Annotated in this window: 17 protein-coding genes and 1 riboswitch; of the genes, 4 read left to right on the top strand and 13 right to left on the bottom strand. The window is 45.5% G+C overall.

Translation table 11 applies throughout. The features are described from left to right. The first annotated feature begins 265 nt into the window (after positions 1-265). Complete coding sequence (lexA, locus tag ACR0QT_RS12500) at positions 266-886, top strand: transcriptional repressor LexA (protein WP_432631051.1); 621 nt, start codon at positions 266-268, stop codon at positions 884-886. Positions 887-1213: 327 nt separating this feature from the next. Here lexA and ACR0QT_RS12495 read toward each other — a convergent pair whose 3' ends face one another. Both ACR0QT_RS12495 and ACR0QT_RS12490 read right to left on the bottom strand, forming a co-directional pair. Beyond that, the gene (locus ACR0QT_RS12495) at positions 1214-1441 is read right to left on the bottom strand and encodes a hypothetical protein (RefSeq protein ID WP_432631050.1); all 228 of its coding nucleotides are present in this window, start codon (positions 1439-1441) and stop codon (positions 1214-1216) included. A gap of 27 nt (positions 1442-1468) precedes the next feature. Further along, positions 1469-2581, bottom strand: coding sequence for a MerR family transcriptional regulator (locus ACR0QT_RS12490; RefSeq protein ID WP_432631049.1), 1113 nt, complete (start codon positions 2579-2581; stop codon positions 1469-1471). Positions 2582-3443: 862 nt separating this feature from the next. On the opposite strand from ACR0QT_RS12490, the gene ACR0QT_RS12485 reads away from it, so the two are divergent. Further along, entirely contained in the window at positions 3444-4304 is an 861-nt protein-coding gene (locus tag ACR0QT_RS12485) for a hypothetical protein (protein WP_432631048.1), read from the top strand. 578 nt (positions 4305-4882) lie between these two features. Here the strand turns inward: ACR0QT_RS12485 and ACR0QT_RS12480 are convergent. The 6 genes from ACR0QT_RS12480 to ACR0QT_RS12455 all read right to left on the bottom strand — a co-directional run bounded on the left by ACR0QT_RS12480 (position 4883) and on the right by ACR0QT_RS12455 (position 11813). Further along, complete coding sequence (locus ACR0QT_RS12480) at positions 4883-5629, bottom strand: ABC transporter ATP-binding protein (RefSeq protein ID WP_432631047.1); 747 nt, start codon at positions 5627-5629, stop codon at positions 4883-4885. Positions 5630-5688: 59 nt separating this feature from the next. Continuing rightward, positions 5689-6765 carry a FecCD family ABC transporter permease gene (locus ACR0QT_RS12475; RefSeq protein ID WP_432631046.1) on the bottom strand — a complete coding sequence of 359 codons (1077 nt, stop codon included), beginning with the start codon at positions 6763-6765 and terminating at the stop codon, positions 5689-5691. Further along, complete coding sequence (locus tag ACR0QT_RS12470) at positions 6753-7832, bottom strand: ABC transporter substrate-binding protein (RefSeq protein ID WP_432631045.1); 1080 nt, start codon at positions 7830-7832, stop codon at positions 6753-6755. The genes ACR0QT_RS12475 and ACR0QT_RS12470 overlap by 13 nt, the downstream gene beginning before the upstream one ends. Positions 7833-8129: 297 nt before the next feature. Beyond that, a riboswitch (cobalamin riboswitch) is annotated at positions 8130-8348 on the bottom strand. 99 nt (positions 8349-8447) lie between these two features. Then, positions 8448-9338: a LysR family transcriptional regulator gene (locus tag ACR0QT_RS12465; protein WP_432631044.1), complete on the bottom strand. Its 891-nt coding sequence runs from the start codon at positions 9336-9338 to the stop codon at positions 8448-8450. 100 nt (positions 9339-9438) lie between these two features. Further along, positions 9439-10275 carry a YitT family protein gene (locus ACR0QT_RS12460; RefSeq protein ID WP_432631043.1) on the bottom strand — a complete coding sequence of 279 codons (837 nt, stop codon included), beginning with the start codon at positions 10273-10275 and terminating at the stop codon, positions 9439-9441. A 275-nt stretch (positions 10276-10550) separates the two neighbouring features. Then, positions 10551-11813 (bottom strand): SLC13 family permease, encoded by a 1263-nt coding sequence (locus ACR0QT_RS12455; RefSeq protein ID WP_432631042.1) that lies wholly within the window; start codon positions 11811-11813, stop codon positions 10551-10553. A gap of 506 nt (positions 11814-12319) precedes the next feature. On the opposite strand from ACR0QT_RS12455, the gene ACR0QT_RS12450 reads away from it, so the two are divergent. Next, entirely contained in the window at positions 12320-13360 is a 1041-nt protein-coding gene (locus ACR0QT_RS12450) for a lactonase family protein (RefSeq protein WP_432631041.1), read from the top strand. Between the two features lie 204 nt (positions 13361-13564). On the opposite strand, the gene ACR0QT_RS12445 is transcribed toward ACR0QT_RS12450, so the two are convergent. The 4 genes from ACR0QT_RS12445 to ACR0QT_RS12430 form a co-directional block, all read right to left on the bottom strand. After that, positions 13565-14551, bottom strand: a complete 987-nt coding sequence (locus tag ACR0QT_RS12445) for an AraC family transcriptional regulator (RefSeq protein ID WP_432631040.1) — start codon at positions 14549-14551, stop codon at positions 13565-13567. A gap of 690 nt (positions 14552-15241) precedes the next feature. Next, positions 15242-17491, bottom strand: coding sequence for a glycoside hydrolase family 3 N-terminal domain-containing protein (locus tag ACR0QT_RS12440; RefSeq protein WP_432631038.1), 2250 nt, complete (start codon positions 17489-17491; stop codon positions 15242-15244). A gap of 254 nt (positions 17492-17745) precedes the next feature. Next, positions 17746-19146, bottom strand: coding sequence for an MFS transporter (locus tag ACR0QT_RS12435; RefSeq protein ID WP_432631037.1), 1401 nt, complete (start codon positions 19144-19146; stop codon positions 17746-17748). Between the two features lie 70 nt (positions 19147-19216). Further along, positions 19217-21487: a glycoside hydrolase family 2 protein gene (locus tag ACR0QT_RS12430; protein ID WP_432631036.1), complete on the bottom strand. Its 2271-nt coding sequence runs from the start codon at positions 21485-21487 to the stop codon at positions 19217-19219. A 306-nt stretch (positions 21488-21793) separates the two neighbouring features. Here ACR0QT_RS12430 and ACR0QT_RS12425 point away from each other — a divergent pair, with 306 nt between their 5' ends. Further along, positions 21794-23113: a helix-turn-helix transcriptional regulator gene (locus tag ACR0QT_RS12425; protein WP_432631034.1), complete on the top strand. Its 1320-nt coding sequence runs from the start codon at positions 21794-21796 to the stop codon at positions 23111-23113. 101 nt (positions 23114-23214) lie between these two features. Here ACR0QT_RS12425 and ACR0QT_RS12420 read toward each other — a convergent pair whose 3' ends face one another. Further along, positions 23215-23766: a beta-class carbonic anhydrase gene (locus ACR0QT_RS12420; RefSeq protein WP_432631032.1), complete on the bottom strand. Its 552-nt coding sequence runs from the start codon at positions 23764-23766 to the stop codon at positions 23215-23217. Between the last annotated feature and the right edge of the window lie 3 nt (positions 23767-23769).

The raw sequence follows: 23769 nt of genomic DNA, 5'->3' as shown, positions 1-23769 counted from the left end.
GAGTAGTATGGGCATTTAAAAAGTAGAAAAAACGGTTTTGACACGAGCCGTATGTTATCGTTAATTCATTCATTAGAATGATTGATAATGAAAGTCTCATGGAAATGAATCAGTCTTATATACTTTCGAGCATATTTGGAAGTTCATGTATATGAGAACCCAACGAGCTTTAGCCGTTGGAGTGTCAGAAACATTTGAAAATAAATTTTCAGAAAAAACATAAATATCCTGCCAGAATATGCAGGCAAAACAGGAGGGCGGACAGATGGCCAGAAAAAAAATCTCTCAGAAACAACAAGAAATCCTTGATTATATCAAGACGTGCATTCTCAAAAAAGGATATCCACCAGCAGTTCGCGAAATCTGCGAAGCCGTTCATTTGAAATCAACCTCTTCCGTTCACTCTCACTTAGAGACGCTTGAGCGAAACGGATACATCAGACGTGACCCTACAAAACCGCGCGCAATCGAGGTTCTTGACAATCAGTTCTCCACCCAGCGCCGTGAAGCGGTTCAGGTTCCGATCATTGGAACCGTCGCTGCCGGACAGCCGATTCTCGCTGAGCAGAATATCGAGGAGTATTTTCCGATTCCGTCCGAGTACCTTCCGGCAGGCGGAGAGGTCTTCATTCTGCGCGTCAAGGGCGAGAGCATGATCAATGCCGGTATTTTCAATGGCGATCAGGTCATCGTTCAGCAGATGAATACTGCCGAGAACGGGGACATCGTTGTCGCACTGCTCGACGACTCCGCGACAGTCAAGCGCTTCTATCGCGAGAACGGTCACTATCGCCTGCAACCGGAGAACGACGCGATGGAACCGATCATCGTCTCAGATGTTCAGATTCTCGGAAAAGTGGTTGGACTGTTCCGAAGAATGTCATAATTTCAAAAATCCCACATTATAAGGCACTGAAAATAACAGCAAAATCAATGCCTCAGATGTGGGAGTTTTTTGTGCCTTGGCGCATTTATGTTCCTATCTTCCATTTCGGTCGATACATAGTAATGCTACTGGTACTTTGCACCATTTTGGAGCATTTTTTATTTCATAGGACCAATGCTATCATATAAAAAAGACCTGGCAACACCCACGCTACCAGGTCCCACAGACATTAGATATTTCGACTCTTGAAAATAATATCAATAGCCTTGTTAACCAGTAAACTCACTACAATCTTTTTCCAATTCATAACCCTTGTCCTCCTTTGTATTAAATAAACGCCCTTTTTACAGTTGTCGCACCGCCCGCCACAGCACCTACGATAAATCCACCGCATGCTCCCAGTGCACCCATCAATACAGTGCCTTTTGCACCATTTTTTCCTCCATAAACAATTCCCATATGGCAACCTTTCTTTGCTCCAGCAATGCCACCTACCAGCATACCGCCAACTGCTACTCCACCAATCGTCTTCAGATCTACGCTTACTCTACTCATCTTCGTTTCCTCCTTAGCTTTTGTTATTTATATGTCATATTTATATATTAAAGGCATTTTATTATGTAAAAAATAATAGTCAATTGCCTTCTGAATAAATTTTACATCTATCATGTTGTTTCTTTCTGCTAAAGGTTTAAATAGTGCAATTGCAAAATTAACATCTTCAAAATTACTTGCCTTGATCTGACCATTTTCTTCTACATCTTCCAATCCCATTAAATACATATCAAATAAGTCCTTAAATATTTCTATCACCTTATCTTTAGTTTCTATCGTTTCAATTGGTATTGGACCTATATATTCCAATGTTATATTTTGAAACCACAATATAAAATCTCTTACTCTTTCTTGGACATTTTCCGATTGAACTGGAAATTTGCTTAGATCTGCAATCTCAAACAGTTTTATATAAATTTTTGCTGTCATTTTTACATTATCAAGATTACAAAATTCCATAAGATATGGATATATATTTTCATATTTGTCATTTATGAGTTTACTTAATTTTCCTTCTCCCAATAATATTATTTGTATCATAACCTTTATCCCACCATTATGTATTTCTATTTCTGGGAAAAAATCTTCTTTCACAACTTCTATCAGCTCATCAAACAAAGCAGAAAATTTATCTAAATATGAAGAATCATCTTGTGATAAATTATTCATTTTTGATAGTAATTCTTCTATATTTTGTGGAATCCTAATTTCCATTTTATTTTCCTCTTTTACTAACCCATATTCATCAATAACATTACAAAAATAATCAAACAGATTAGAATCTTTTTTATTCATAAATATAAGGGTTGCAAACGAACCAACTTCTTTCAGAAATTTTGCATAAAGAACCAACTTTTTCATACGAAGAATTTTCTGCTCCAACGAATCTATTTGTTGATTCAAAAGATCATTGAAATCAAAGGTCTCTGAATTTATCTCTTCTGATATTTCTTTAATTGGTACATGCAATTCCCTGAAAAGAATTATCAATTGTAATTTGAGGAGATCCTCCATGGTATAAAGTCTTACATCTCCTTTATCCCGTTTTCCAGATGGTGAAAAATATTTTTTGTCATCCCAGAACTGAAGTGTTGTTACTGGGATTCCTGACATTTTTGATATTTGTTTTACCTTATACATTTTACTCACCCTCTCTCTGTGCTTTGTTCTTTTGATAATTAAATCTTATACCCTACAACATTGTAGGTTCAATACCTTTTTTTAATATTTTAAAAATATTTTAAAACTTTAAAAGACCTACAACACTCATGGTAATGATTTTTTTCATTCCCATAAAAATGCATCTCCTTTTACTTTGCTTTGTATCCAATAGTATTATAGAAAATGAATAAAAAAATAAAACGAAATACACATGACACCAATTAACTGGTGATGTATAATGATGTCATAGTAACAAATTAAGCGAGGATAAAATCTAAAGAATAGAGAGAATTTAAAAGTGACACTATTTTATCATTCAAGCAGAAAAAACTCAAAAACAAAAGGCTTATTGCACTGCGTTTCAGACATGCAACCGCTTTATCTAAACGGATATATTGGTTTGCGTCAACTACCTACATATAAATGCCCATTATGTCGGAAAGAGTATATCAATGAAAATACGATCAAAGACACCTATAAATTAGTCACAAACAAGAACGAGTACATAAATATTACATCGGACGGGGAAAAATGCAGACTAAAACGAATAAACGACATAGCACCAAAATATACACAAATTAATAGTGTTAAAAAAACACCTGCCACGAACAGTTTAAATTGTTGCGTATATCTATCTGAAAAATCAAAATGCACTCAATGCAAAATTAATCTTGTAGAGACAAACATAATAGATACCAAATTCGGTGATTCTTACACAGTTGGCTTTTGTCGACATTGTGGAATTTATTATCTCAACTATGACACCTATTTAAAATATAAACACAATTGGTGCGTATTAAATTCGTACCATCTTACGACTTGTAAGGCAGAACGTGAACACATGAGAAAAAAGGATGCCGAGATAAATTATTTAGCACAGATACAGCATCAATATAACGCAGATACCAAGTTTGCAAATAACCTTACAAATGATATCGTATCAATTCAACATCAATCTTATAACCGTCAAAAGAATAAAGAACTCGTAAATTTGCTTGAAAATAGGAAAGAGAAGGAAACCCAAAAAAGAGATACGCAAATTCAACAGAAAATTAAACTTAAGCCCCAGGCGAAAAATATACTTTCGGTAAATTCCAACCATACCGCGAATTTAAAAAATGAAGAAGTATTTAAACACACAACAGTTATTGGAGTTACAGACTTTATTGTACGGCGGACAACCTTTAAGTGCATGCATAAAAAACACCATCTGCAAAATATTGATGCCAAAATTGACATCATAGACCAAAAAGGACTAGTTCAGCATGAAACTATTTCCGCAGGCTACTGTCCAAACTGTAACATCTTTTTCATCATGGAGAGCACATACCAGAAGTTAAAAATGAAGGGAACTCCGATATGCCGAACAAGTGATGAAAAGACATACTTAAGCGGTGCTACTTTAAAAAATGGAATGCGCTTGGCTCAGGAATCCATTCTTATGCAGTACGGCTACAATGTTTCTCAAATTGAAGGTCTCTCTTCTATACACCGGAAGAAAATATTAGCCCTGCTAGTTGATAATAATATTCTTACTCGCAGTGATTTAATCAGTTATCTTGATTTTTTCATTAGTCAAAGAAACTATCAATCCAGATTTGAAAAAGCCATTAAAAAGTGGGAAGATGATCGAGATTTTATTGAAAACTATAATACCGGAAACTATACTAAATATGGCATACATGGAATTATTCGAAGATGATAATTATAACCTATTGATTTCCTGACCGTTGTATCCGATGACAACATCATCAAGCATATCCTTAAATGTGCCAAATCATCAGCTGATCATTCGCGAAATCAATTCTTTTAAATTTTTTGCAATTTTGAAAAAGCTCCTAATTTCAGATATCCAACTCTTGCACCTAAATGTCACCCTATAAGTTTCCATATTGAGAGAATTGCTTGATGAATGCAGAAAAACAGCCGGTTGGGGGACCGGCTGTTTTAAGGAGAAGGTATTTCGTTTCTTATGGGGTGTTGCAAAAAACTATATTTTGTATTGGGGGGTTACGTCTATTATAATAGCATGAGCCCTCAAAAAAGTGTGCACAAAGTTTGATTTTTTTTGAAAAAGTTTTTTTGCACCTTCCACAAAATGTATAACATTCAAGTCGACGCTCGCGGAGACTTGGCGCGTGATTCCGGTCAGCTTTGCTGACATCCTCCCATCAGAATCACTGCTCTTCTCCGTTCCACTGCGGTCGGTGCATAACAAGCGCCACTGGCGCTTTGCACCCCCACGGTTCTTATAATGCAGAGGGGGACATCCACTCTAAGTTATAAGAACATGGCGAAGTCCTTTTCCCCGTTTTCACTCTGGTACGCCTCCCCCTCGATATCAAAGACCTGCTTGACTCTCGGACGGCTCAGCGCCTCGATCGGCGTTCCCTGAGCAATCACCTTTCCCTCATTCATCAGAAATATATAATCGCAATAGTGCGTTGCCAGACGCAAATCATGAATCACGATCAGAACGGTCTTCTTGCACGCCTTCAGATAGTCGAGAAGAAAGAGCTGATGACGGATGTCCAGATGGTTCGTCGGCTCGTCCAAAATCAACGTGTCCGCGCCCTGCACGACCGCGCGCGCAATGAACGCCATCTTCCGCTCTCCTCCGGACAGCGAGAGGATACTGCGATCCCTCAAGTGTAAGATTCCAAGTTCCTCCATCGCCTGCTCCATGACCTCTCTATCCGGGCGAGAATGATCCGCACGCGCATACAGTCCCATTGCGACGACTTCCTGCACCGTAAAATCAAAGACACTCGCCATATCCTGACCGACATAGCCGATCATCGATGCCAACTGCCTCGGCTTGTAAGAAGAAACCGGTTTTCCGTCCACGAGAATCTCTCCCTGGGATGGTGTTGTGATCCCAAATGTTGTCTTAATCAGGGTTGATTTTCCACATCCGTTCGGTCCGATGATTCCAGTCAGACAGTCCTCCCGATTTTCCAGATCGACTCCCCTTAAGATCTCTTTCCCGCCAAGCCGGACATGGATATCCTGATATTGAATTTTCATAATTTAAGTAAAATCCTTTCCTAGCCTTACTACCTTACCTATCTTACTTTTCGCAATCTTTAATGTCCACCATATCCACTGCGAATCATCAGAAACAGGAAAAACGGTGCCCCGACAAAGGCTGTGATAATTCCGAGTGGGAGTTCCGCGACTCCAAAACCACCTCTCGCAAGCGCATCCGCCCACGCAAGGTAGATTCCTCCAAAGAGAGCAGAAAATGGCAGTACAATCCGGTTATCACTCGTCCCGGCAAGGAAACGCACCGTGTGGGGCACGACAAGTCCCACAAACCCAATGATACCCGTCACGGAGACAAGCGATGCGACCATGATCGAGCAGAGAATAAAGACGGCATTTCTAAACAGACGCACCCTCATTCCCATTGCCATCGCATCCTCATCGCCCATCATCATCATGTTAAACTGCCGTCCGACTATCGTACAGATCACACTTCCCGCAATCACGCACACCGTCGGAAGCGCAAGGCTTTTCCACTGTGCGGCCGCAATGCTTCCCATCTGCCAGTTGTAGACCGAAGCGATGCTCTCCGGACTCTTCGCAAGGAAAATCAGGAAACTTGTCACCGCACTCATCACCGCATTGACTGCCGTACCCGATAAGAGAAGCGTTACCGGCTGAAGTTTTCCACCACCTGCGCTCTTTGCCATCAGATAAACCACTCCCGCGGAGAGAAGTGCTCCGAGGAATGCAGCCACGGTTGTCTGGTACTGTCCCACAAAAAATGGGAACGGCATCAGAAGTGCCCATGCCGCTCCCGCGGAAGCTCCGGACGAAATACCTAGAATGTACGGGTCTGCAATCGGATTCAGCACGATCGCCTGCATCGCAGATCCGCAGACAGCCAGCCCCGCTCCACAGACCACCGCAAAGATCACTCTCGGCAGACGAATATTCCAGATGATCTGAAAATGTGGGACGGAGTAAACTCCCTGCGCAAGTTTCTCTCCCCCGCCAAAAATCTTATCGGCAATGATTCCCGCCGTCTCAGAAAACGAAATCCCCGTCGAACCGATGCTCACCGTCGCAACCATCGAGACGAGAAGTCCTGCCAGAAGCAGAAGAAAGAGCAGGAACTCTCTCCCGCTCTTTCCCTGCTTCCCGTTTACTCGAAACATTCCGGGTAGAAGTGCTGTGCAAACTTCTTGCACGCACTTGCCGCACGCACATCCTGCATCACTTCTACCAGCGGAATAATCAGGTAATTCTCATTTTTTACTGCCGGAACCTCAGACAGAGCCGGATTGCTCTTTAAGAAATCGAGCTTCTCCTCCACAGTCTGAGTGCCGTAATCGTTGATGATGATCACATCCGGATTTGTTTCCACAAGAGTCTCCACACTCGTGTTGAACCAGCGGGAATCCGCCATGTTGCGGGTGCAGTTGATTCCACCAGCAAGTTCAATCAGGTTGCTCTCAAGACCCTTCGACGTCGTGTAGATCTCATTTCCCTTGAAGGTATCCAGCACGAAAGCCTTCACTTTCGTATCCTCCGGAACGTCCTTCACCGCCGTCTCAACCTCTGCAATCTGATCCTGAATCTCTGTCACGAGCTCCTCTGCCTTGTCCTCAACCTTAAAGATCTTTCCGAGGTTGCGAATATCCGTATATACATCCTCAACCGTCTCATCTTCTACGATCGTTCCCGTGATCGTCAGACAGTTGATTCCCTCATTTTCAAACTGCTCGTAGCTTCCCCAGGAGCCATCCTTGAATGCGCTGATCTGTCCGATCACAAGATCGGTTCCGAGTGCAACTGCATTCTCGTTGGATTTCTCGATCTGCGGAATCTTCTCAAACTGTGCCTCAAGCTCCGGAAGCGGTTTATCTGCCGCGCTCGTCGATACATTTCTTCCGACAACCCGGTCTCCAAGTCCAAGCATCACCATGTTCTCAGCGGCATAGAGGTTTGCACACAGTACCTTCTCCGGCATCTTTGTGAAAGTAACTGTCCGATCTCCGTTCTGAATCTCAACCGTGCCGTAATCTGCATCCGCCTGATCCTTGCTCTCTGCCTCGCTCTGATCTGCAGATGCCTCAGATGCCTCGCTCTCCTTTGCCACAGATGATTCTGCTGTGGTCTCCTGAGCACTTGTCGCATCTGCGCTCTTCGGGGCACATCCGGTTGCTAACGCCATTCCGAGAAAAAGCGCCATTGCCTGTACAACTACCTGTTTCTTTTTCATGTTTTTCTCCTCTTTTTCTTCTGCATCATGTCCGCGCTTCCCTTATGGAAATACAAAACGCAAACATGAGCGATGATCGTTGAACTGACAAAAAGATAGTGCTTTGACACATTTTTCGCTGAAATAAAATCTGAAACAAAAAAAGTGCCCTCTTTATCGCCTTGACCCTGATCCTCAAAACATTTCAGGTGCAAATGGCGACTCTAAGCGCACATCATAGCATGGGGAGAAGAATACTCATCAAAAAGACGCTGTCCCTTTCTCCAGCGTCTCATATCCAACCTTCCCTCCGAAAGCGGATAATCCCACATGACAGCAGGTCTCCTGGCTTGGAATCCTCCTCCGTCTTCGTCTTCCCGGCAGTTTTTATCTTTTATCTTTCTGCCAGTGACTTTTCTCCAACGTGTGGTAAAAGACTTCGTCCTCCAGTACAGTAGCGGGGGCTGCGCTGTTTGCCAAATGATTTGGGACAGCTTCCCTGTCAGGCCTTTCGGCACTGTCACGCCTATTTGATTTCAGTTCATCCGTATTATAAGAGGTTTTTTGTTCTTTGTAAAGGTTTTTATTTGCTTTGATCTGCTCCGGTTTGCTCTGTCTTTTTGCTCTCCCACCCAATTAATAATGATTTTTCAGCAGACGCACAAGGAGTTGCTGTGCACTGCTAAGCTCCATATCTTTTCTCCAGATTGCGCCGATGTTCCAGTGAAATCCCGCTTTTCCGAGCGAGTAAACATGTGGAAGCCGAACCGGATTCATCATGCGGACAATCGCCTCGGGCACGATCGTCATCGCCATTCCGGTGCTCGCAATCAGATAGAGTGTCATATGATTTGAGGAATCCATGATGCTTCTCGGACGCACGCCATGCTCCAAAAAAACAGCCTCGATCGCGCGACGGATTCTCGTATGGGATGGAAGAAAAATAAAATCCTTATCATTCAGTTCCTCAATCTCCACCCATGAGCGCAGTTCCCCGCGGTGGCACGGAAGTTCCTGACCGGATACGAGAAGAAGTTCCTCATCGTAGAGCACCTGAGTCGAAAACTCATCGCTCATATAATAGAGCGGGATCAGTCCGAGATCCGCTGCCCCACTGCGCACATTTTCCTCCACACCCACACTGCGCGATTCCAACGTCTGAATCTTAATATTTGGATAAAGTCGTTTAAACTCCGGCAGAACAAACGGAAGCAGAACCGTCGCTCTCATGTCAGAAAGTCCAATCTTAATCACACCTCCCCGACAGGTATTTAAATCTTCCACATCCTTCTTCAGATTTTCCTGAAGCGCCAAAATCCGCTTTGCCGTCTTCACATAGCACTCCCCCGCCTGCGTCAGGGAGAGCGGATTTGTGCTCCGGTCAAAGATCTTTGCCCCCAGTTCCTCCTCCGTCTTTGCGAGGAAACTGCTGAGTGCCGGCTGGGACACAAAGAGCTGTTCCGCTGCCTTCGTGATATTTCGACATTCCGCCACTTTCAACACATATTGAAATTGTTTGAAATCCATATGAAAAAATGCCCCCTCTCTGCCTGTCAGTATAGCAGAAAAGCGAGCATTTTGTCAAAAATCCTCATGTATTAATGAATAATGGTTCTATACTGAATAATTATCGTGGCAGGGAAAATCCCTTTCCAAGTACCTCCTCCGTCGAATCCACAAGTACAAAGCCTTCCGGGTCGAGTTCGCGAATCAGGCGCTTGATCTTTGGCAGACGACGCGGAGAGATCGCGCACAGAATTGCCTTCTGGTTCTGTCCGGTGTATCCGGTCTCAATCGGAAACAGCGTCACGCCCACGTCGTTTCCGAGCAGAGTCTTTTGAATCTGCCGGTATTTCGGGCTGATGATCCAGAGCTTGACCTGTGTACTTCCCGTCATCAGAACCTTATCCAGAATCACGGACATCACCATAATCTGAATCATGCCGTATAAGATCTGATTGATGTTGGAAAACGGAATCTGAAGTCCCACAACAAGAATGCTGATTCCCATCATCGCTGTGCCGACCGGAACCCCAAAAATCCGGTTGACAATCAATGGTGGAATATCAAGACCGCCCGTCGAAGCATGGGCCCGCATCACAAGTCCGATGCCGATTCCATACAAAATCCCCGCAAACACCGCGCAGAGCACAAGATCATCGGTCAATGCTTTTCCATCAAACACAAGCTCCAAGACGCGCAACATTGGCGGAAAAATCACCGTCGACAACAGCGTCGTCACCGCAAATTCCTTTCCCAAAATCCAGAGTCCAAGCAAAAAGCAGACTCCATTCACGACCGCATACGTTGCGGAGACGGGCAATGAGGTAAAGACATGCACGACCTTTCCGACACCTGTCGTTCCCCCCGTAATCAATCCCGTACTCTCCAAAAATGCCGCCGTCGCAAACGCGACAATCAGATTTCCCGCAAACACCATCAAAAGATTTTTTAATTTCTCCATGTAAACCCCCATTCCCTTCTCTGACGTTTCCTCCTTGTCAACACTACTTATCCCATCACACAACCGCAAACTCGTGTTGACGCACGCATCTGCCTGCTAAACGCAGGCGCTGACTTTTCCATTGCGCTCCTTTCATTATAGCACAAAAAAGCAGTTTCTGTCTGCATGATTCACAGACAAAAACTGCCTTTCTACAATCTTATATTGATCTTATATTGATGATTCACTCCATTTTTTATTTTTCCAATTTATGAATCAAATCCATGACCCAAGAATCAACCGCAGATCAGCGAGTAGACTCCAAGTCCCGCAAACGCGGTGCTGATTACCATTGCAAGGATCGCAACGACAAACAGTTCCACAAACATTCTGTTCTGGGAGTATTTCTCTCCAAATCCCTCAAACTGAGCCACACCCGCAAGGATCAGTGCGCCTGCTGTGGAGATCGGGGAAAATCCTGTCACGGTTCCACCGATCACAACACTGCTCATCAGCTCCACCGGATTCACTCCGTTTAAGCCCTGAGCGACACTTCCCACCGTCGGAATCAGGGTCGGGAAGACGACACCAAGACCGGACGCGAGGAAGGACATGAAGCCGGAAACCAGGCACATGAGCGGGGATGCTGTCCGATTTGTCGCAAACGATGCAATCAGAGATGCCAACAGATCCACGCCTCCTGCCAGCTTCACAACGTTCATCAGCACACCGACACCGAGCACAAGGAGAATCGTGTTCCACGGCATCGATTTGATCGCTGTACCATCCTCTCCGCATTTTAAGATCACAAGAATCGTTCCTGCGACAAAGCTCGCAAGACCAACGTTACATCCAAACGCAACAACACTCACGATCATCGCAATCAGTGCAACAAGGGAGATCAGCTGTTTTACAGAAAACTTCGGCGTTTCCTCCGCGTTCATCGTTTCCGTCGGCTCACTGAATTTCCATCCTTTGAAGAATACAAAGGAAGCGAGAATCATTGCGATCTCTGTCACAAACAGACACCACATTGCCGGAATCGTATTGCCGTCAAGTCCCTGCTCCACCATCAGCTCTGAGACTACAACTGCCTCCGGAGTGATCGGGGACATACGAAAACTCTGTGCTCCCATCTGACCGATCAGGGAAAGAAGAATCGGATTCATGCCCGCCTTCAAGGCTACCGGAATCGCAAGGACCGGAACAATCGCGAGCGTCGGGATCGCCCCCGGTCCAACACCGGAGAGCAGTCCACCGATCACAAACATGGCGATATAGAGAAGAAAGCGACGGTTTCCCGCAAGACCCGTAATCTTTCTTGCCAAAACTTCCAGCGTTCCATTTTTTGTGATAATTCCGAACAGATACATTACGCCGATCATCGTGATTGCCATTGAGGAACTGAATCCACCGATGATCTTTCCGGCTGGAACCCCATATATCAGTCCAATCAGATACGCAAATGCAATCGAAATAATTCCAACATTTACTTTAAGGAAAAATCCCATCAAAATTGCTACGACGAGCGCAACCAGCGACACAACTTCCATGCTCATAAAACGATAACCCTCCACTTCTTGTTTTATGTATTTCTGCTTTTATGTGTTCTTTTTTGTGTATTCTTGTATATTCCTTTTTATTTTCCTTTTTGTTTCGTTTTATTTTTGTGTGTTCCTTTTTATTTTGTCTCGTTCAGCTGAATGAATTTTCTTGACACCCTTATTGTATCAAATTGTATTTTTCTCGTAAAATACAGTTATTTATATAGCATTATGGCATCTGCACTCATTGATCTTTTGCCTTTTCTTTCCTTTTTCGTCTGATTTTTCACAATTTTCATTTTGTCACCCGTCATTCTATCTAAAATTTCATTTTTGTTTTTATGCAAAACTCACAATTTCTTTGTTTTTATCTTCATACCCTCCGTTTTTTTGTTTATGACCCCATATAAAAAAACAAATTTTACATATATTTTTTCTCATTTTATAATACAGACATCAGAAGCACCGCTCTTACAGCACTTACAAAAAAGATATAAATTTCACACAAGGAGGATTTTACTATGAAATATGCATATGTTGGATGTCGCACCACAAAGGCCAGAAATGCCCGCGGACGCGGTCTGATGGTTTATGAGATCGGAGCAGACGGCTCCTGGACGGAAAAGCAGTGCCTTTTCACCGAAGAAAATCCGAGTTATCAGTGTATCGATGCAGAAAAGAAATACTTATACAGCGTTCACGGAGATCTCACGAAAGTCTCCAGCTACCGCATTCAGGAGGACGGAACGCTCGTTCATTTAAACACGATCGACATCGGCGGAAAAAATCCGGTTGATGTAACGATGGATAAGGAAAACCGTCGTGTGATCGTTGCCACTCTTCAGGGCGGAACGCTCTACACGATCGACCGAAACGAGGACGGCTCTCTCGGCGAGGTTGTCGCAACCTTCACATTTGAGGGCAAAGAGGAGGGAAAGGTTTCCACAGTTCATCAGTGTATCTGGGATCAGACAAAGACCTGGCTGTTCTCATGCGCCCAGGGTCGAATCAACGGCTACGGTCAGATGCGCGCCTTAAAATACCATCCGGAGGACGGTTCTTTCACGGAGAGCGATCGCTTCCTCGCCCGCACCTGGGATGAGCCGCGCCACTGTGCCGTTCACCCGAACAACCGCTGGGTATACATGGTCGAGGAGAAGGGTAACAAGGTTCTGTACTTCCAGTTTAATTCAGAGACCGGAAAAATGACTGCACTTCAGGAGCTCTCAACCGTTCCGGAGACCGTCACCGGATACTCCGATGCAAGCGAGGTTATGATCGATCCGTCCGGTCAGTATGTTCTGACTTCGAGCCGTTACAGCGATCTGATGGCAATCTACCACATCGATCCGCTCACCGGATACTTAAAGACGGTCGGATTTGCCCCGTGTCTCGGAAAAACTCCGCGTTTCTTCTGCTTCGCTCCAGACGGCGACTGCTACGTTGCAAACGAGGACAGCGATACGATCATCCGCTTCCACTTTGATTCCGTGACCGGTCAGTTGATTCCGACTCCTCAGATTCTCGCGACCGGAAGCCCGGTGTGCATCAGCTTCCTGTAAGTGTTCTTGCAAAGCGAACGAAGCTTTTATCAAGTGCTTCTTTAAAGTGATAAAGCAAATAAAAAAGGCGAACGAAAGAGTCTGTTATCTCTCTTTCGCTCGCCTTTTTTCGATCATATCATATAACGTATCATCATCATACGATCGCACATTTTATCAAACAATCAAGCACATTTATTAAATGTAAATGTTCTACATAAATTCCTAGTAAAACGTCTCATTCTTCCGATTTCCAAAGCCCTGGCTGTGAACTACCCGGTACTGACGTGGAGTCATTCCGTAACGTTTCTTAAACTGTCGGTAAAAATAGCTGACATTCTCATATCCGACGCTCACTGCGACTTCTTCAACCTGAAGATCTGTCTCCACAAGATATTTCGTCGCCTTCTGAAACCGCTTGCGCATCAAAAGCTCCTGAAACGTACATCCAGTTCCCTGCTTGATGATCTTGCTGAGTCCGGACAGCGACTGATGGAAGTCCTCTGCAACCTGACTCAAACTCGCATTCTTATACTGTGTATCAATGTATTTTAAAGTTTCTTTCACAATCACATCTTTATGATTCTGTGAGGAATTCTGAATCAAATTTCCGGAGTTTCCCAGAATATGAAGGAAAATCAATCCCATCGTATACTGGCTGATGATGCTGTCATTTCCGTCATCCCGATACGTCGTGACGATCAGATTGTCCATCAGATTGCGAATATCCGTCTGTCCCCGCTTCTGGAACAGAAGGTACTGCCCAGATGGATTGTTCTTTCTGAGGAAATTCACCATGAAATTGCGGATCTCACTCGGTTCCTGAAGCATCTGGAATGGAATATCAAAGAATTCCGGGCGCACAATAAGAAACAGCGCCAGATCCCCCGGTTTTCCCAGTTCTACTTCATGCTCCACATACTGATTCATCATGAGGAGATCACCCTCATGCATCGTCAGTTCTTCTCCATCGATCCGATGAATGACACTTCCATGGATTGCGTACACCATCTCAATATAATTATGGCGATGCAGAGGAATCGGCTCCTCATCTCCATAAGCTCTTGCGGTAATCAGCTGACGGTCTTTCAGAAACAGTCCTGCATCCATAACGGCTGCTCCTTTTCCTTTTGCCTGCTGAAATATCGTCCTCAACTGTGATTTTTCCTCTGCTGTCACTCCCAGCTGCTTTTTTATTTGTTGTTCGTTCATGAAAAAACCGTCACTTCCTTAAAATGTATATGTTTTTTGAAAACACAGGTGCTCTTGACAGAATTTTAACTTTACTTCTATCCCGTTAATAAGCCCCGGATTATAATATAACAGAAAGTTTCGAGAACGTTCAGATTCTTAATTAACAAATAGCTGTCCTGATTTTCCTTTTTTTCCATATTTTGCTCAATTTTCCCCAATATCAGCGAAAAAAACGAGTCATTTTTACTCAATTTTTCAAATTTTGTTGAACAAAATACGCACAGAATGTTCACTTGTCTTTGCCACTTTTCTGCTTTTTCCTCCTGCCCTCCTCCCTTTCTCTTCCTTTAATTTCGAGTATTTCTTTCACAAATCCGGGCTTCTACGCTCTATTGCCTGCTATTATATCATTCTTCGTTTCAAAACAAAATAACGCTCATTATATCGAATCTCTTTATTTTTCAAAAAAGTAAAAAACTGTTATTTGGGAGTTCTCTTCACAGCAAAAAAAGCGGGGAAATATCCTGTTTTTTCGGATATTTCCCCGTCTCTTCGTTTTTTTCGTTCCTGTCGATTTCTGTTTTTTACACGTTTCGATGTTCGCTTTTTATTTTTGTTTTCCCGATTTTCCTGATTTTCCTAATTTTGAGCTTTGTTTGAACTTCGTTTTTTATTTCTCAATCCGCAAAGAACCATTCATAAAACCCATTAATAGTTCAGACCGAAATCCAGCTCATAATAATTTCCGGCACCGTCACGGTAAGCATAGCCCTTTCCGTTCTCGTCCTTCAACTCTTCCGGCAGATACTGATCCTTGTCGTATCCCGGCACATCGTTCGGGCTGATGCAGACGCCGTCCGCATTGACTGCGAGAACCTCATCCCCTCTCGGCAGAGTCACTGGCAGTTTTCCGGTCGGTGCAAACCGTCCGAAGATCACATCGAGAGTCGCCGAGACATAGGTGTCAAAGCCTGCAAGAAATGCATCACAGTGTGGCTCTACGTTTCCAACTTCCCATGCAAGCGTGATATTGACGTTTGCGATCACCTTTCCACCGTGGCTGTGTACGGTCTCTGCAATCTCTGCAATTCGTTTTACGCCACTTAACGTCGTCTCCAAATGGGTTTCTGCGGTCGGACGCCCCTCCTCATCGACGTTGCAGACTTCCTTATCTTCACAAAGATCAAGCTCCAGATAGCCCGGTGTCGCACTGAAGTACGCGCCAGATGACGGCTGAAGCAGAAGGATCGCAAGATCTGCCTCCTCGACGTTGTTTGTCAGAGTCACGCCCATCGCATCCTCTGCCATCTGTTTTTCGAGAGATTCCGTCGCTTTTTCTGCCATTTTCGGGTCTTTGTGGAAACACTCCACATACACTTTTTTTCCATCGCACTTTTCTGCGGTGAGTGGCAAAATTCCATCATTTTTCAACAGAACGACACTCTTTCTGTGTGCCTCCATCGCATGATCCCAGTCAGTCTGATTATAAATAACTTCCTCCGCCCGCTTCGGATCGCGGTACGGATTCTCAAACATGCCGAGCGCAAACATCTCGGTCATCGTGCGGGTGACTGCGCGGTCGAGGCTCTCATCGGTCAGAACAACCTCCTCTTTTTTAAAGCCCTCCGGAAGCAGATTCTTCTCATAGTAGTCGTTGTTTGAACGCGCATACGCCTCCTGACCTTCCTTCTGGTCAAAGAGTCCACTGATCAGATCAACACCTGCGTGGGTGACTGCAAAGCCGATGCGCTCCGGCTTGTCAAGCATCTCCACACCCCAGTTCATGTTGTGGACAATGCCGGTATCCGAGTTTACATATCCCTCAAATCCCATCTGTTTTCTTAAAAGTCCATCGATGAACGGCTTATTGTACGCAAATCCGTATGGCTCCATCTCCATCTCTCTGCCCTCTCTGTCGGTCTGAGGAGCACTCTTCTCTTTCGCCGGTTTTGCGTAGTACGGCATGATCGACGAAGCCTTTGCCGAGATCGCGGTCGCAAATCCCGGAAGATGATATTTCTGAAGAGATCCTTCTGTCTGGTAGACGTTCCACTGCCCCATCTTGTAATGCGGATCAAAGCCATTTTCTCTCGCACCACCGCCCGGGAAATGCTTCACGGTCATCGCCACACCGTCCGGGGTCACTCCGTCCTTGCTTCCCTGAATGATCGGGATGATTCTCTCAAAAATGTCACAGATCAGCTTCGGATCTTCTCCGAAAGTACCGTAACTGCGCTGCCATCTCGGATCAGAGATCACGTCTGCCATGTACATGTATCCCTTTTTCATTCCGACTGCATCCCACTCTCTGCGAACGCAGTCTGCAAACTCGTCCACAAGTTCGATGGAATCTCCGCGGACTGCCGAAGCGATGCCGAGTGTACCCGGCCACGATGCAAACACACCGCCTGCATCGTTCATTCCGAAGATCAGCTCACCGTTCTCATTTCGGGAATTTGACACGACCTGAACCGGAACAAAGTGCTCACACTCCTCGGCAACGGCGTGAAGCTGGTTGATCCAGTCCGTCATATCCTCCGGAGTCGGTGCATCGCGAAGAATCAGATGTCTCGAAAACCACTCCTTGATCAACTCTGTCGTTCCCGGAAGATGCTGTTCTCCGAAAATCGTCTTTCCGTGAAACTCTGCGTCATCGAGAACTCCGGACTCATCAAGAACTGCCTTATGATCCGGAAAACGATCGTGATATTTTCCCATGCGCCAGTCCGAGATGAAGAGCTGAGCGATCTTCTCCTTCGTCGTCAGCGTCTTTACATATGCCTCTGCGCGCTCCTTCGCCGGAAGTCTCCAGTCATCAAATGTCTGAAACTCCCCGCTTCCGTCGAGATCTTTAAAATAAAGTCCGTCTTTTTCAATCACCTTTCTCGACACCGTTCCGATCACCGGACCGTTCGGATTCTGATAATAACGGACATGCTCCGATGCTTTCTTTGCCATAATTTTTCCTCTCTTCGTTTCTTATCTTTTCTTTTTGTATCCTATCTTTTCGTAACCTTGTTTTTTATCCTTGTTTTTTATCGTTGCTTTCTTAGCTTTCTTCGTCTTCTCGCTTCACCTAATTCACTTAATTATCCCAAAAATCACCGTGAACTACCCCGACTTAAATACTAACCGAATAATAAAAAAACGCGATACCCCCCATCTGTCAAAGAAGGGGGTATTGCTATCTTCTGAGCGATAGAGCGATACGCTTATGCGCGTCTCTTCTTCAGCTCTGCAACGTTTGCATCGACTCTCGCCTTGTTCAACGGATAGATGAACAGCAGTGCCAGTGCAACCAGAATCATTCCGGATGCCGGGATCAGACAAGCCAGATCGAAGATCTTTTTCAGTACCTCCGGATAAGCGGACGGATCTGCTGCAACCGCCTTGGAGTATCCGATTGCGGTCATCAGTCCACCGATCATACCGGAAGAAAATGCCTGACCAAGTTTTCTTGCGAAAGAGTATACGGAATAGATGGTTCCATCCTCTCTGACTCCATTGCGGATCTCCGCGTCATCGATGACATCGGTGATCATTGCCCAGATTACCATGTTAAAGAAGGTTAAAGCGGTATAAGCAACTACATAGAATGCTACAAACACAATCGGGCTTTCCGGTCTCACAAAGAGACATACAATCCAGGTTCCTGCGGATACGAGACAGCCGACAATCGACATCTCTTTCTTTCCAACTTTTGCGGCAATCTTAGATGCCAGCGGAGCCACGACAAACAGAGAAGCAAGACTGCTGAACATGGAGGACATGGACTGTGAAGAACCACTGTTGTAGTAAACCGGGAAGACATACGGAGCCATTCCCGTCATACCAAGCATGCCAAGAAGCAGAAGGATTGCTGCTACGATGATTCCAAGCAGAGCACGGTTTGTAAAAATGCTCTTTAACATTGCACCGACATTGAGTTTTTCCGTCTTCTGAGGAACTTCCACACGCTCCGTCACAAAGTGGAAGCAGAGCAGATGGCAAATGATACCGCACGCTGCAAACACACCTGCGATCATCGTCATACGGCTTCCGGAGAGAACCGTTGCTCCGTCAACCGTCACATAAGCAACCATCGGGGTCAGAGTTCCGATTGCCAGGTTTGCACAGGAAGCTCCCATCGAACGGAACGTGGAGAGCTGTGCACGGTCAGATGCCTCCGGAGATACTGCGGACGCCATCGAACCATACGGGATGTTTACGGAAGTATAGAAAATAGATCCCCAAAGCAGATAGGTCAAAAACATCCAGAAGATCTTAAATCCCATCGGCATGCCCGCAAATCCCGATTGAAACATCAAGAAAGCGGAGATTCCGAGCGGTCCGCAACAACGACGAATCCACGGTTTGAACTTTCCATCCTTCGTCGGTGCAGATCGGTCTACAATCTGTCCCATCGTCACATCCGTCACTGCATCTACAAATCTTGCCGCCATCATCAGAAGTCCCACGATTCCGGCTGAAACCCCCATCACATCCGTGTAGAACTTCATCATGAACATCGATGACAGCATAAACGTGAAATCATTTCCGAAATCTCCAAAGAAATATCCCACTTTGTCTGCAAAACCAAATGGTTTTACATTTTTCTTTGCCTGTCCTGCCATTTTTTTCTTCTCCTATTCTGGAGTCAGAGTCTGCCTTTTGCAGACCCTGGCTCCCTGGTATTTTTACTGTTTACACCCGATCAATCTTGATCAGTTTTGCGTTCAGGCTCTCAAGGAATCCCTCCGGCATCATTCCGCTTGCAAGACCTGACATCGACTCCGGTGTCATCTTCTTCATCATATCCCACATGCCAGTGCCCGGCTTCACAATAAAGTTGGTTGCCAGCTTGACTGCATGTGCGGTGATCTCAAGCGCTTCCGGAGATTTTGCAATCTCCTCCATCGTGTCGCGAATGCTGTACTTACCCTCCGGGAATTCCATCGGCGCTTTCAGATCCATATCGCCGACGCTCGAAAACCAGTTTGCAACTCCCTCAGCACGCTCATTGACTTCCGGAAGCACATAGATCTCCGGCTCTTTTTCCACTTTTTCAAGAGAGATCGAATCTTTCACGCTTCCTGCCTCCGCAACCAGAATGTTGTTTCCCTCTTTCAAGGATACCGTGAAGACAAATACCTTGTCGGCTTCTTTCTCCTCCACAAGCGTTCCATTTACAAAGAGCTTGACGCTCGGCTGGTTCGAGTAAACGCGAACCTCTGTCGTCTCGCCGGCGCGCTGTGCATAGCGTCGTCCACAGATGTGAACCATCGGCTTCTCGCTCCAGTATGCCTGATAAATATAAAAACTATCTTTCTTTACCTTTCGATCAATTGTCACAAGACCCTTGTTGTTTCTTCCTGCAACACCGCCCTCATTTCGCGCTGCACATCCAAAGTCAAACATGTTCCAGACATGGCTTGACCACATCCAAGGTCTGTCATTCAAAACCTTTGCCATATGCTCGTGATACAGTGCCTGATACTCCTCCGAGTAATCCTTGCACGCCGGATTCGGTCCGTGGTTCGTGATCACGCCCTCACAGCCGTACTCGCTCAGTCCCAGGCAGAGATCCGGATGAAGCTCATGGAAGCGGTCAAGCCACGGTCCATTGTCCTCCATCTTTCCGCCGTACCAGCCAAAATAATGGTTATAGCTGATCACATCGGTGATATGGTGCATTGGGCTCTTAAGCGGAGTCATGCTCACATGGGCGATCGTCGTCAGTCTCGTCGGATCAAGCTCCTTTGCAAGAGCATTCAGCTCCTTGTGATTCTCGACAAGTTTCTCCGAGATTCCTCCGATCAGGATCTCGTTTGAGATGCCCCAGAAACAGATCGACGGGTGATTATAATTCTGAATAATCAGTTCCTTGAGCTGTTGGATGCAGTTCTGATGAGCTTCCGGATCTTTGTTGAAGACGCTGATAAACGGAATCTCCGCCCAGACCACAAATCCAAGCTCATCGCAGGCATCATAGAATTCCTGAGCATGCTGGTAATGCGCCAGACGGATCGTGTTTGCGCCGAGTTCCTTGATGATGCGCGCATCCTCATAGTGATCTTCCTTTGTCAGCGCATTTCCCTTGTAGAGTTTATCCTGATGACGGCTCACACCGCGAAGAGGAGTCGGCACCCCGTTCAGGATAAATCCTTTGTTCGGGTCGCAGGAGAAACTGCGCACGCCCGCTTGAACGGTCAGCTCGTCATAGACTTCATTGCGTCTGAGAAGAGAGGCTCTCACCTTGTATAAGTAAGGGGTTTTCGGGCTCCAGAGAGAGACGTTGTTTACATAGATCGTAATTGAACTACTGTCAGCCGGTCTCAACCCACCTGCAACCTCCTCGCCTTCCGCATTCTCAATGCTGTAAAGCACGGTAAAATTCTCATCTGCCCCGGTCACAAAACTCTTGATCTCAAAGATTGCCCCGCCACACTCATCCGGCTTCGGTGTCACCATGATTCCCGGTCCGCCGTAGTAATCCAAATCAAAGTGAACCGCCGGAACGCTGATCAGATTCACGCCCCGATACAGACCACCGTAAAACGTAAAGTCGGCGGACTGCGGATACACACTATCCTTGTACTCATTCGAGCAGTTGATCACCAGCAGATTCTTCGTTCCATCCGTGTGGCACAGATCGGTGACATCCGCGCGGAATGTTGAGTAACCGCCCTCGTGATAAATCGCTTTCTTACCGTTGACGTACACCGTCGCCTGCTGTCCCGCTCCCAAAACCTCCACATAGGTGCGACCGCCCCCAAGCGGTTGCTCTGGCGTCTCAAACGTTCTCGCATACCAGTAGCTTCCCCGGTCATAGCTTCCATTTCCGTCCTGACCATCCACCGCATTCCAAGTGTGCGGAAGATCAACAGATTTCCAATTTTCCGGAAATGACTCCGGCAGTCCCACATCCTGCTGAATAAATTTCCATCCCGCATTGAGATTCATCACTTCTCTCATGTTTGCCCTCCCATTTCATTAAGATATGTTAATATATTAGTTATGTGCCCCATAAGTGATGACTTAACTATACTCGGAATCTTCTCTTTTTCATAGGACGATTTTCGTTGATATTAGCATTATTTTTTGTTAATATAATAAATGAGATCATTTTTGTACGAAAGAAAATAGAGTGTGGATTAAGAGACAAGATTCAAAAAAATGACAGAAACAAAGAAAAGAATCTAAATGGAAAAGGAAAAAAAGACAGGAATAAGCAAGAACACGAAATAAAATAAGAAATTGAAAAAATGAGAGGGACCAGCTATGAAAAAAATGAACGAAACAAAAGAAGGAAAAGAAACGACAACCCGCGCGGAAATCCTGACTCTGATGACGGAACTGTACGAGCACTGGGGACTCCATGTTCTGTTCGTCACAGATCCCAAGACCCAGTGCGAGGAGATTGATCTGGGCTTTCGCAAACGCATGCACGCAAACCCTCAGTACTCTCTGGTCACTGACCTCTTCGAATCCCATCTCGACAGTGATACCTTCTATCTCTACAAGGATGAGCTTCTGATGAATTACACCTTTTTCCGCCTGCCGGCAGACTTTTCTGATTCCAGCTCCGAGACTTCCTCCCCGATTCTCTGCGTCGGTCCGATCCTCTTTCAGTCTTTGAGCACATCCGAGATCTCAGAACGGATCTCCGCGCTTAAGATCAATCCACTCTATCAACAAGATTTTGTGGAATTTTATAATTACACCCCGATTGTTCCTTCTCAGGAAATGTGGGTTCACACGATGCTCTTCTTTCTTCAGAAATTCAGCAAAAATCCCATCCTATTTCGTGAGATCACTGTCGGCGAGGAGGCATGGGGATTCACGACCCCGGAGGGCGCAGACTACTCCCTGCCAAGTCAACCGGACGTCGCCCTGACTGCAATCGAGGATCGTTACCAGGCAGAACATGACCTGATGGAGGCCGTCGCTTCCGGCAATACACAGGAGGCGATGATTCGCTGTCAGCGTTTTCTCTCCTATCGATTAAGCCCGCGCGTTGCCTCTCCTCTGCGTGACAGAAAAAATATCCTGTTCACGTTCAACACTCTGCTTCGCAAATCCGCAGAATTTGGGGGAGTTCACCCGCTCCACATCGACAATCTCTCGCGCACCCTTGCAATCCAGATCGAGTCCGCAATGACCGTCGATCAGCTCAACCAGCTCAACAGCACAATGGTTCGCAAATACTGTATCCTCGTCCAGAATTACTCAAGACGCTCCTACTCCCAGCTTGTCCAGACCTGCATGAACAACATTGATTTCTACTATAATACTGAGCTCTCACTCTTCTGGCTTGCCAGACAGTGTTCCGTCTCGGAGAGCCATCTCTCCACGATCTTCCGGAAGGAGACCGGCATGACCGTCACCGATTACATCAACAAAACCCGCATCCGACAGGCTCTGATTCTCCTAAACACGACAAGTCTGCCGGTCGGAGAAATCTCCTCTCGATGCGGGTTCTTCGATGCAAATTATTTTTCCAGAGTTTTTCGGAAGTTTCAGGGACAATCCCCGAAACAGTATCGCAGTATGATCCAGCAAAAGACCAGATCATCCCGATCATCCAAATCGTCCACCTGACGCATAATACCATTAATGCCATAATCCTTTATCACAGAAAACAGCATCACACGCACAGGTCTGATCGATGTTTTAAGAAAGAATGTGCCCTGGCACATTCTTTAGCAGTGCTCCTCCACCTGATGAAGTTCACCGGTCACAGAGTCCATGATAAATCCACCGATTTTCACGTTCTTCGGCATAAGTGGATGATTGCGGAGTACATAAACCGTGTCAATGACAGAAACCTCAACCGACTCAAATCCGCCAAGCCAGTCTTCCAGATCAATTCCGCTGTGGCGGATGATGTCGATGTGCTCCTGAGAGATTCCCCGCTCTACGAGCTTTTTGAGCATCTCTGCGCCATTCATTCCCTGAACACCACAGTCCGTATGACCGATGACCATGATTTCCTCAACTCCGAGCTCAAGGATTGCAACGAGAAGGCTTCGCATTGCACTTCCGTAAGGATGGTTGACTACTCCACCGGCGTTCTTGATCACCTTTGCATCTCCATTTCGGATTCCCAGTGCTGCCGGAAGCAGTTCGATCAGGCGCGTGTCCATACAGGTCAAAATTGCGAGCTTCTTATCCGGATATTTGCTTGTCAGATACGGCTCATAACCACGGTTCTCAACAAATTTGCGATTGTACTCCATAATCTCTTCGATCATAAA

It is taken from the genome of Brotaphodocola sp. (assembly GCF_050873365.1).
Lineage (GTDB): Bacteria > Bacillota > Clostridia > Lachnospirales > Lachnospiraceae > Brotaphodocola.
The sequence above is the reverse complement of the archived record's forward strand: the minus strand, read 5'-3'. Positions and strand labels throughout refer to the sequence as shown.

Bases quoted from the DNA above. Each gene is read 5' to 3' on its own strand.
- lexA (WP_432631051.1), top strand. From the start codon at position 266: ATGGCCAGAAAAAAAATCTCTCAGAAACAACAAGAAATCCTTGATTAT.
- ACR0QT_RS12495 (WP_432631050.1), bottom strand. From the start codon at position 1,441: ATGAGTAGAGTAAGCGTAGATCTGAAGACGATTGGTGGAGTAGCAGTT.
- ACR0QT_RS12490 (WP_432631049.1), bottom strand. From the start codon at position 2,581: ATGTATAAGGTAAAACAAATATCAAAAATGTCAGGAATCCCAGTAACA.
- ACR0QT_RS12485 (WP_432631048.1), top strand. From the start codon at position 3,444: ATGAGAAAAAAGGATGCCGAGATAAATTATTTAGCACAGATACAGCAT.
- ACR0QT_RS12480 (WP_432631047.1), bottom strand. From the start codon at position 5,629: ATGAAAATTCAATATCAGGATATCCATGTCCGGCTTGGCGGGAAAGAG.
- ACR0QT_RS12475 (WP_432631046.1), bottom strand. From the start codon at position 6,765: ATGTTTCGAGTAAACGGGAAGCAGGGAAAGAGCGGGAGAGAGTTCCTG.
- ACR0QT_RS12470 (WP_432631045.1), bottom strand. From the start codon at position 7,832: ATGAAAAAGAAACAGGTAGTTGTACAGGCAATGGCGCTTTTTCTCGGA.
- ACR0QT_RS12465 (WP_432631044.1), bottom strand. From the start codon at position 9,338: ATGGATTTCAAACAATTTCAATATGTGTTGAAAGTGGCGGAATGTCGA.
- ACR0QT_RS12460 (WP_432631043.1), bottom strand. From the start codon at position 10,275: ATGGAGAAATTAAAAAATCTTTTGATGGTGTTTGCGGGAAATCTGATT.
- ACR0QT_RS12455 (WP_432631042.1), bottom strand. From the start codon at position 11,813: ATGAGCATGGAAGTTGTGTCGCTGGTTGCGCTCGTCGTAGCAATTTTG.
- ACR0QT_RS12450 (WP_432631041.1), top strand. From the start codon at position 12,320: ATGAAATATGCATATGTTGGATGTCGCACCACAAAGGCCAGAAATGCC.
- ACR0QT_RS12445 (WP_432631040.1), bottom strand. From the start codon at position 14,551: ATGAACGAACAACAAATAAAAAAGCAGCTGGGAGTGACAGCAGAGGAA.
- ACR0QT_RS12440 (WP_432631038.1), bottom strand. From the start codon at position 17,491: ATGGCAAAGAAAGCATCGGAGCATGTCCGTTATTATCAGAATCCGAAC.
- ACR0QT_RS12435 (WP_432631037.1), bottom strand. From the start codon at position 19,146: ATGGCAGGACAGGCAAAGAAAAATGTAAAACCATTTGGTTTTGCAGAC.
- ACR0QT_RS12430 (WP_432631036.1), bottom strand. From the start codon at position 21,487: ATGAGAGAAGTGATGAATCTCAATGCGGGATGGAAATTTATTCAGCAG.
- ACR0QT_RS12425 (WP_432631034.1), top strand. From the start codon at position 21,794: ATGAAAAAAATGAACGAAACAAAAGAAGGAAAAGAAACGACAACCCGC.
- ACR0QT_RS12420 (WP_432631032.1), bottom strand. From the start codon at position 23,766: ATGATCGAAGAGATTATGGAGTACAATCGCAAATTTGTTGAGAACCGT.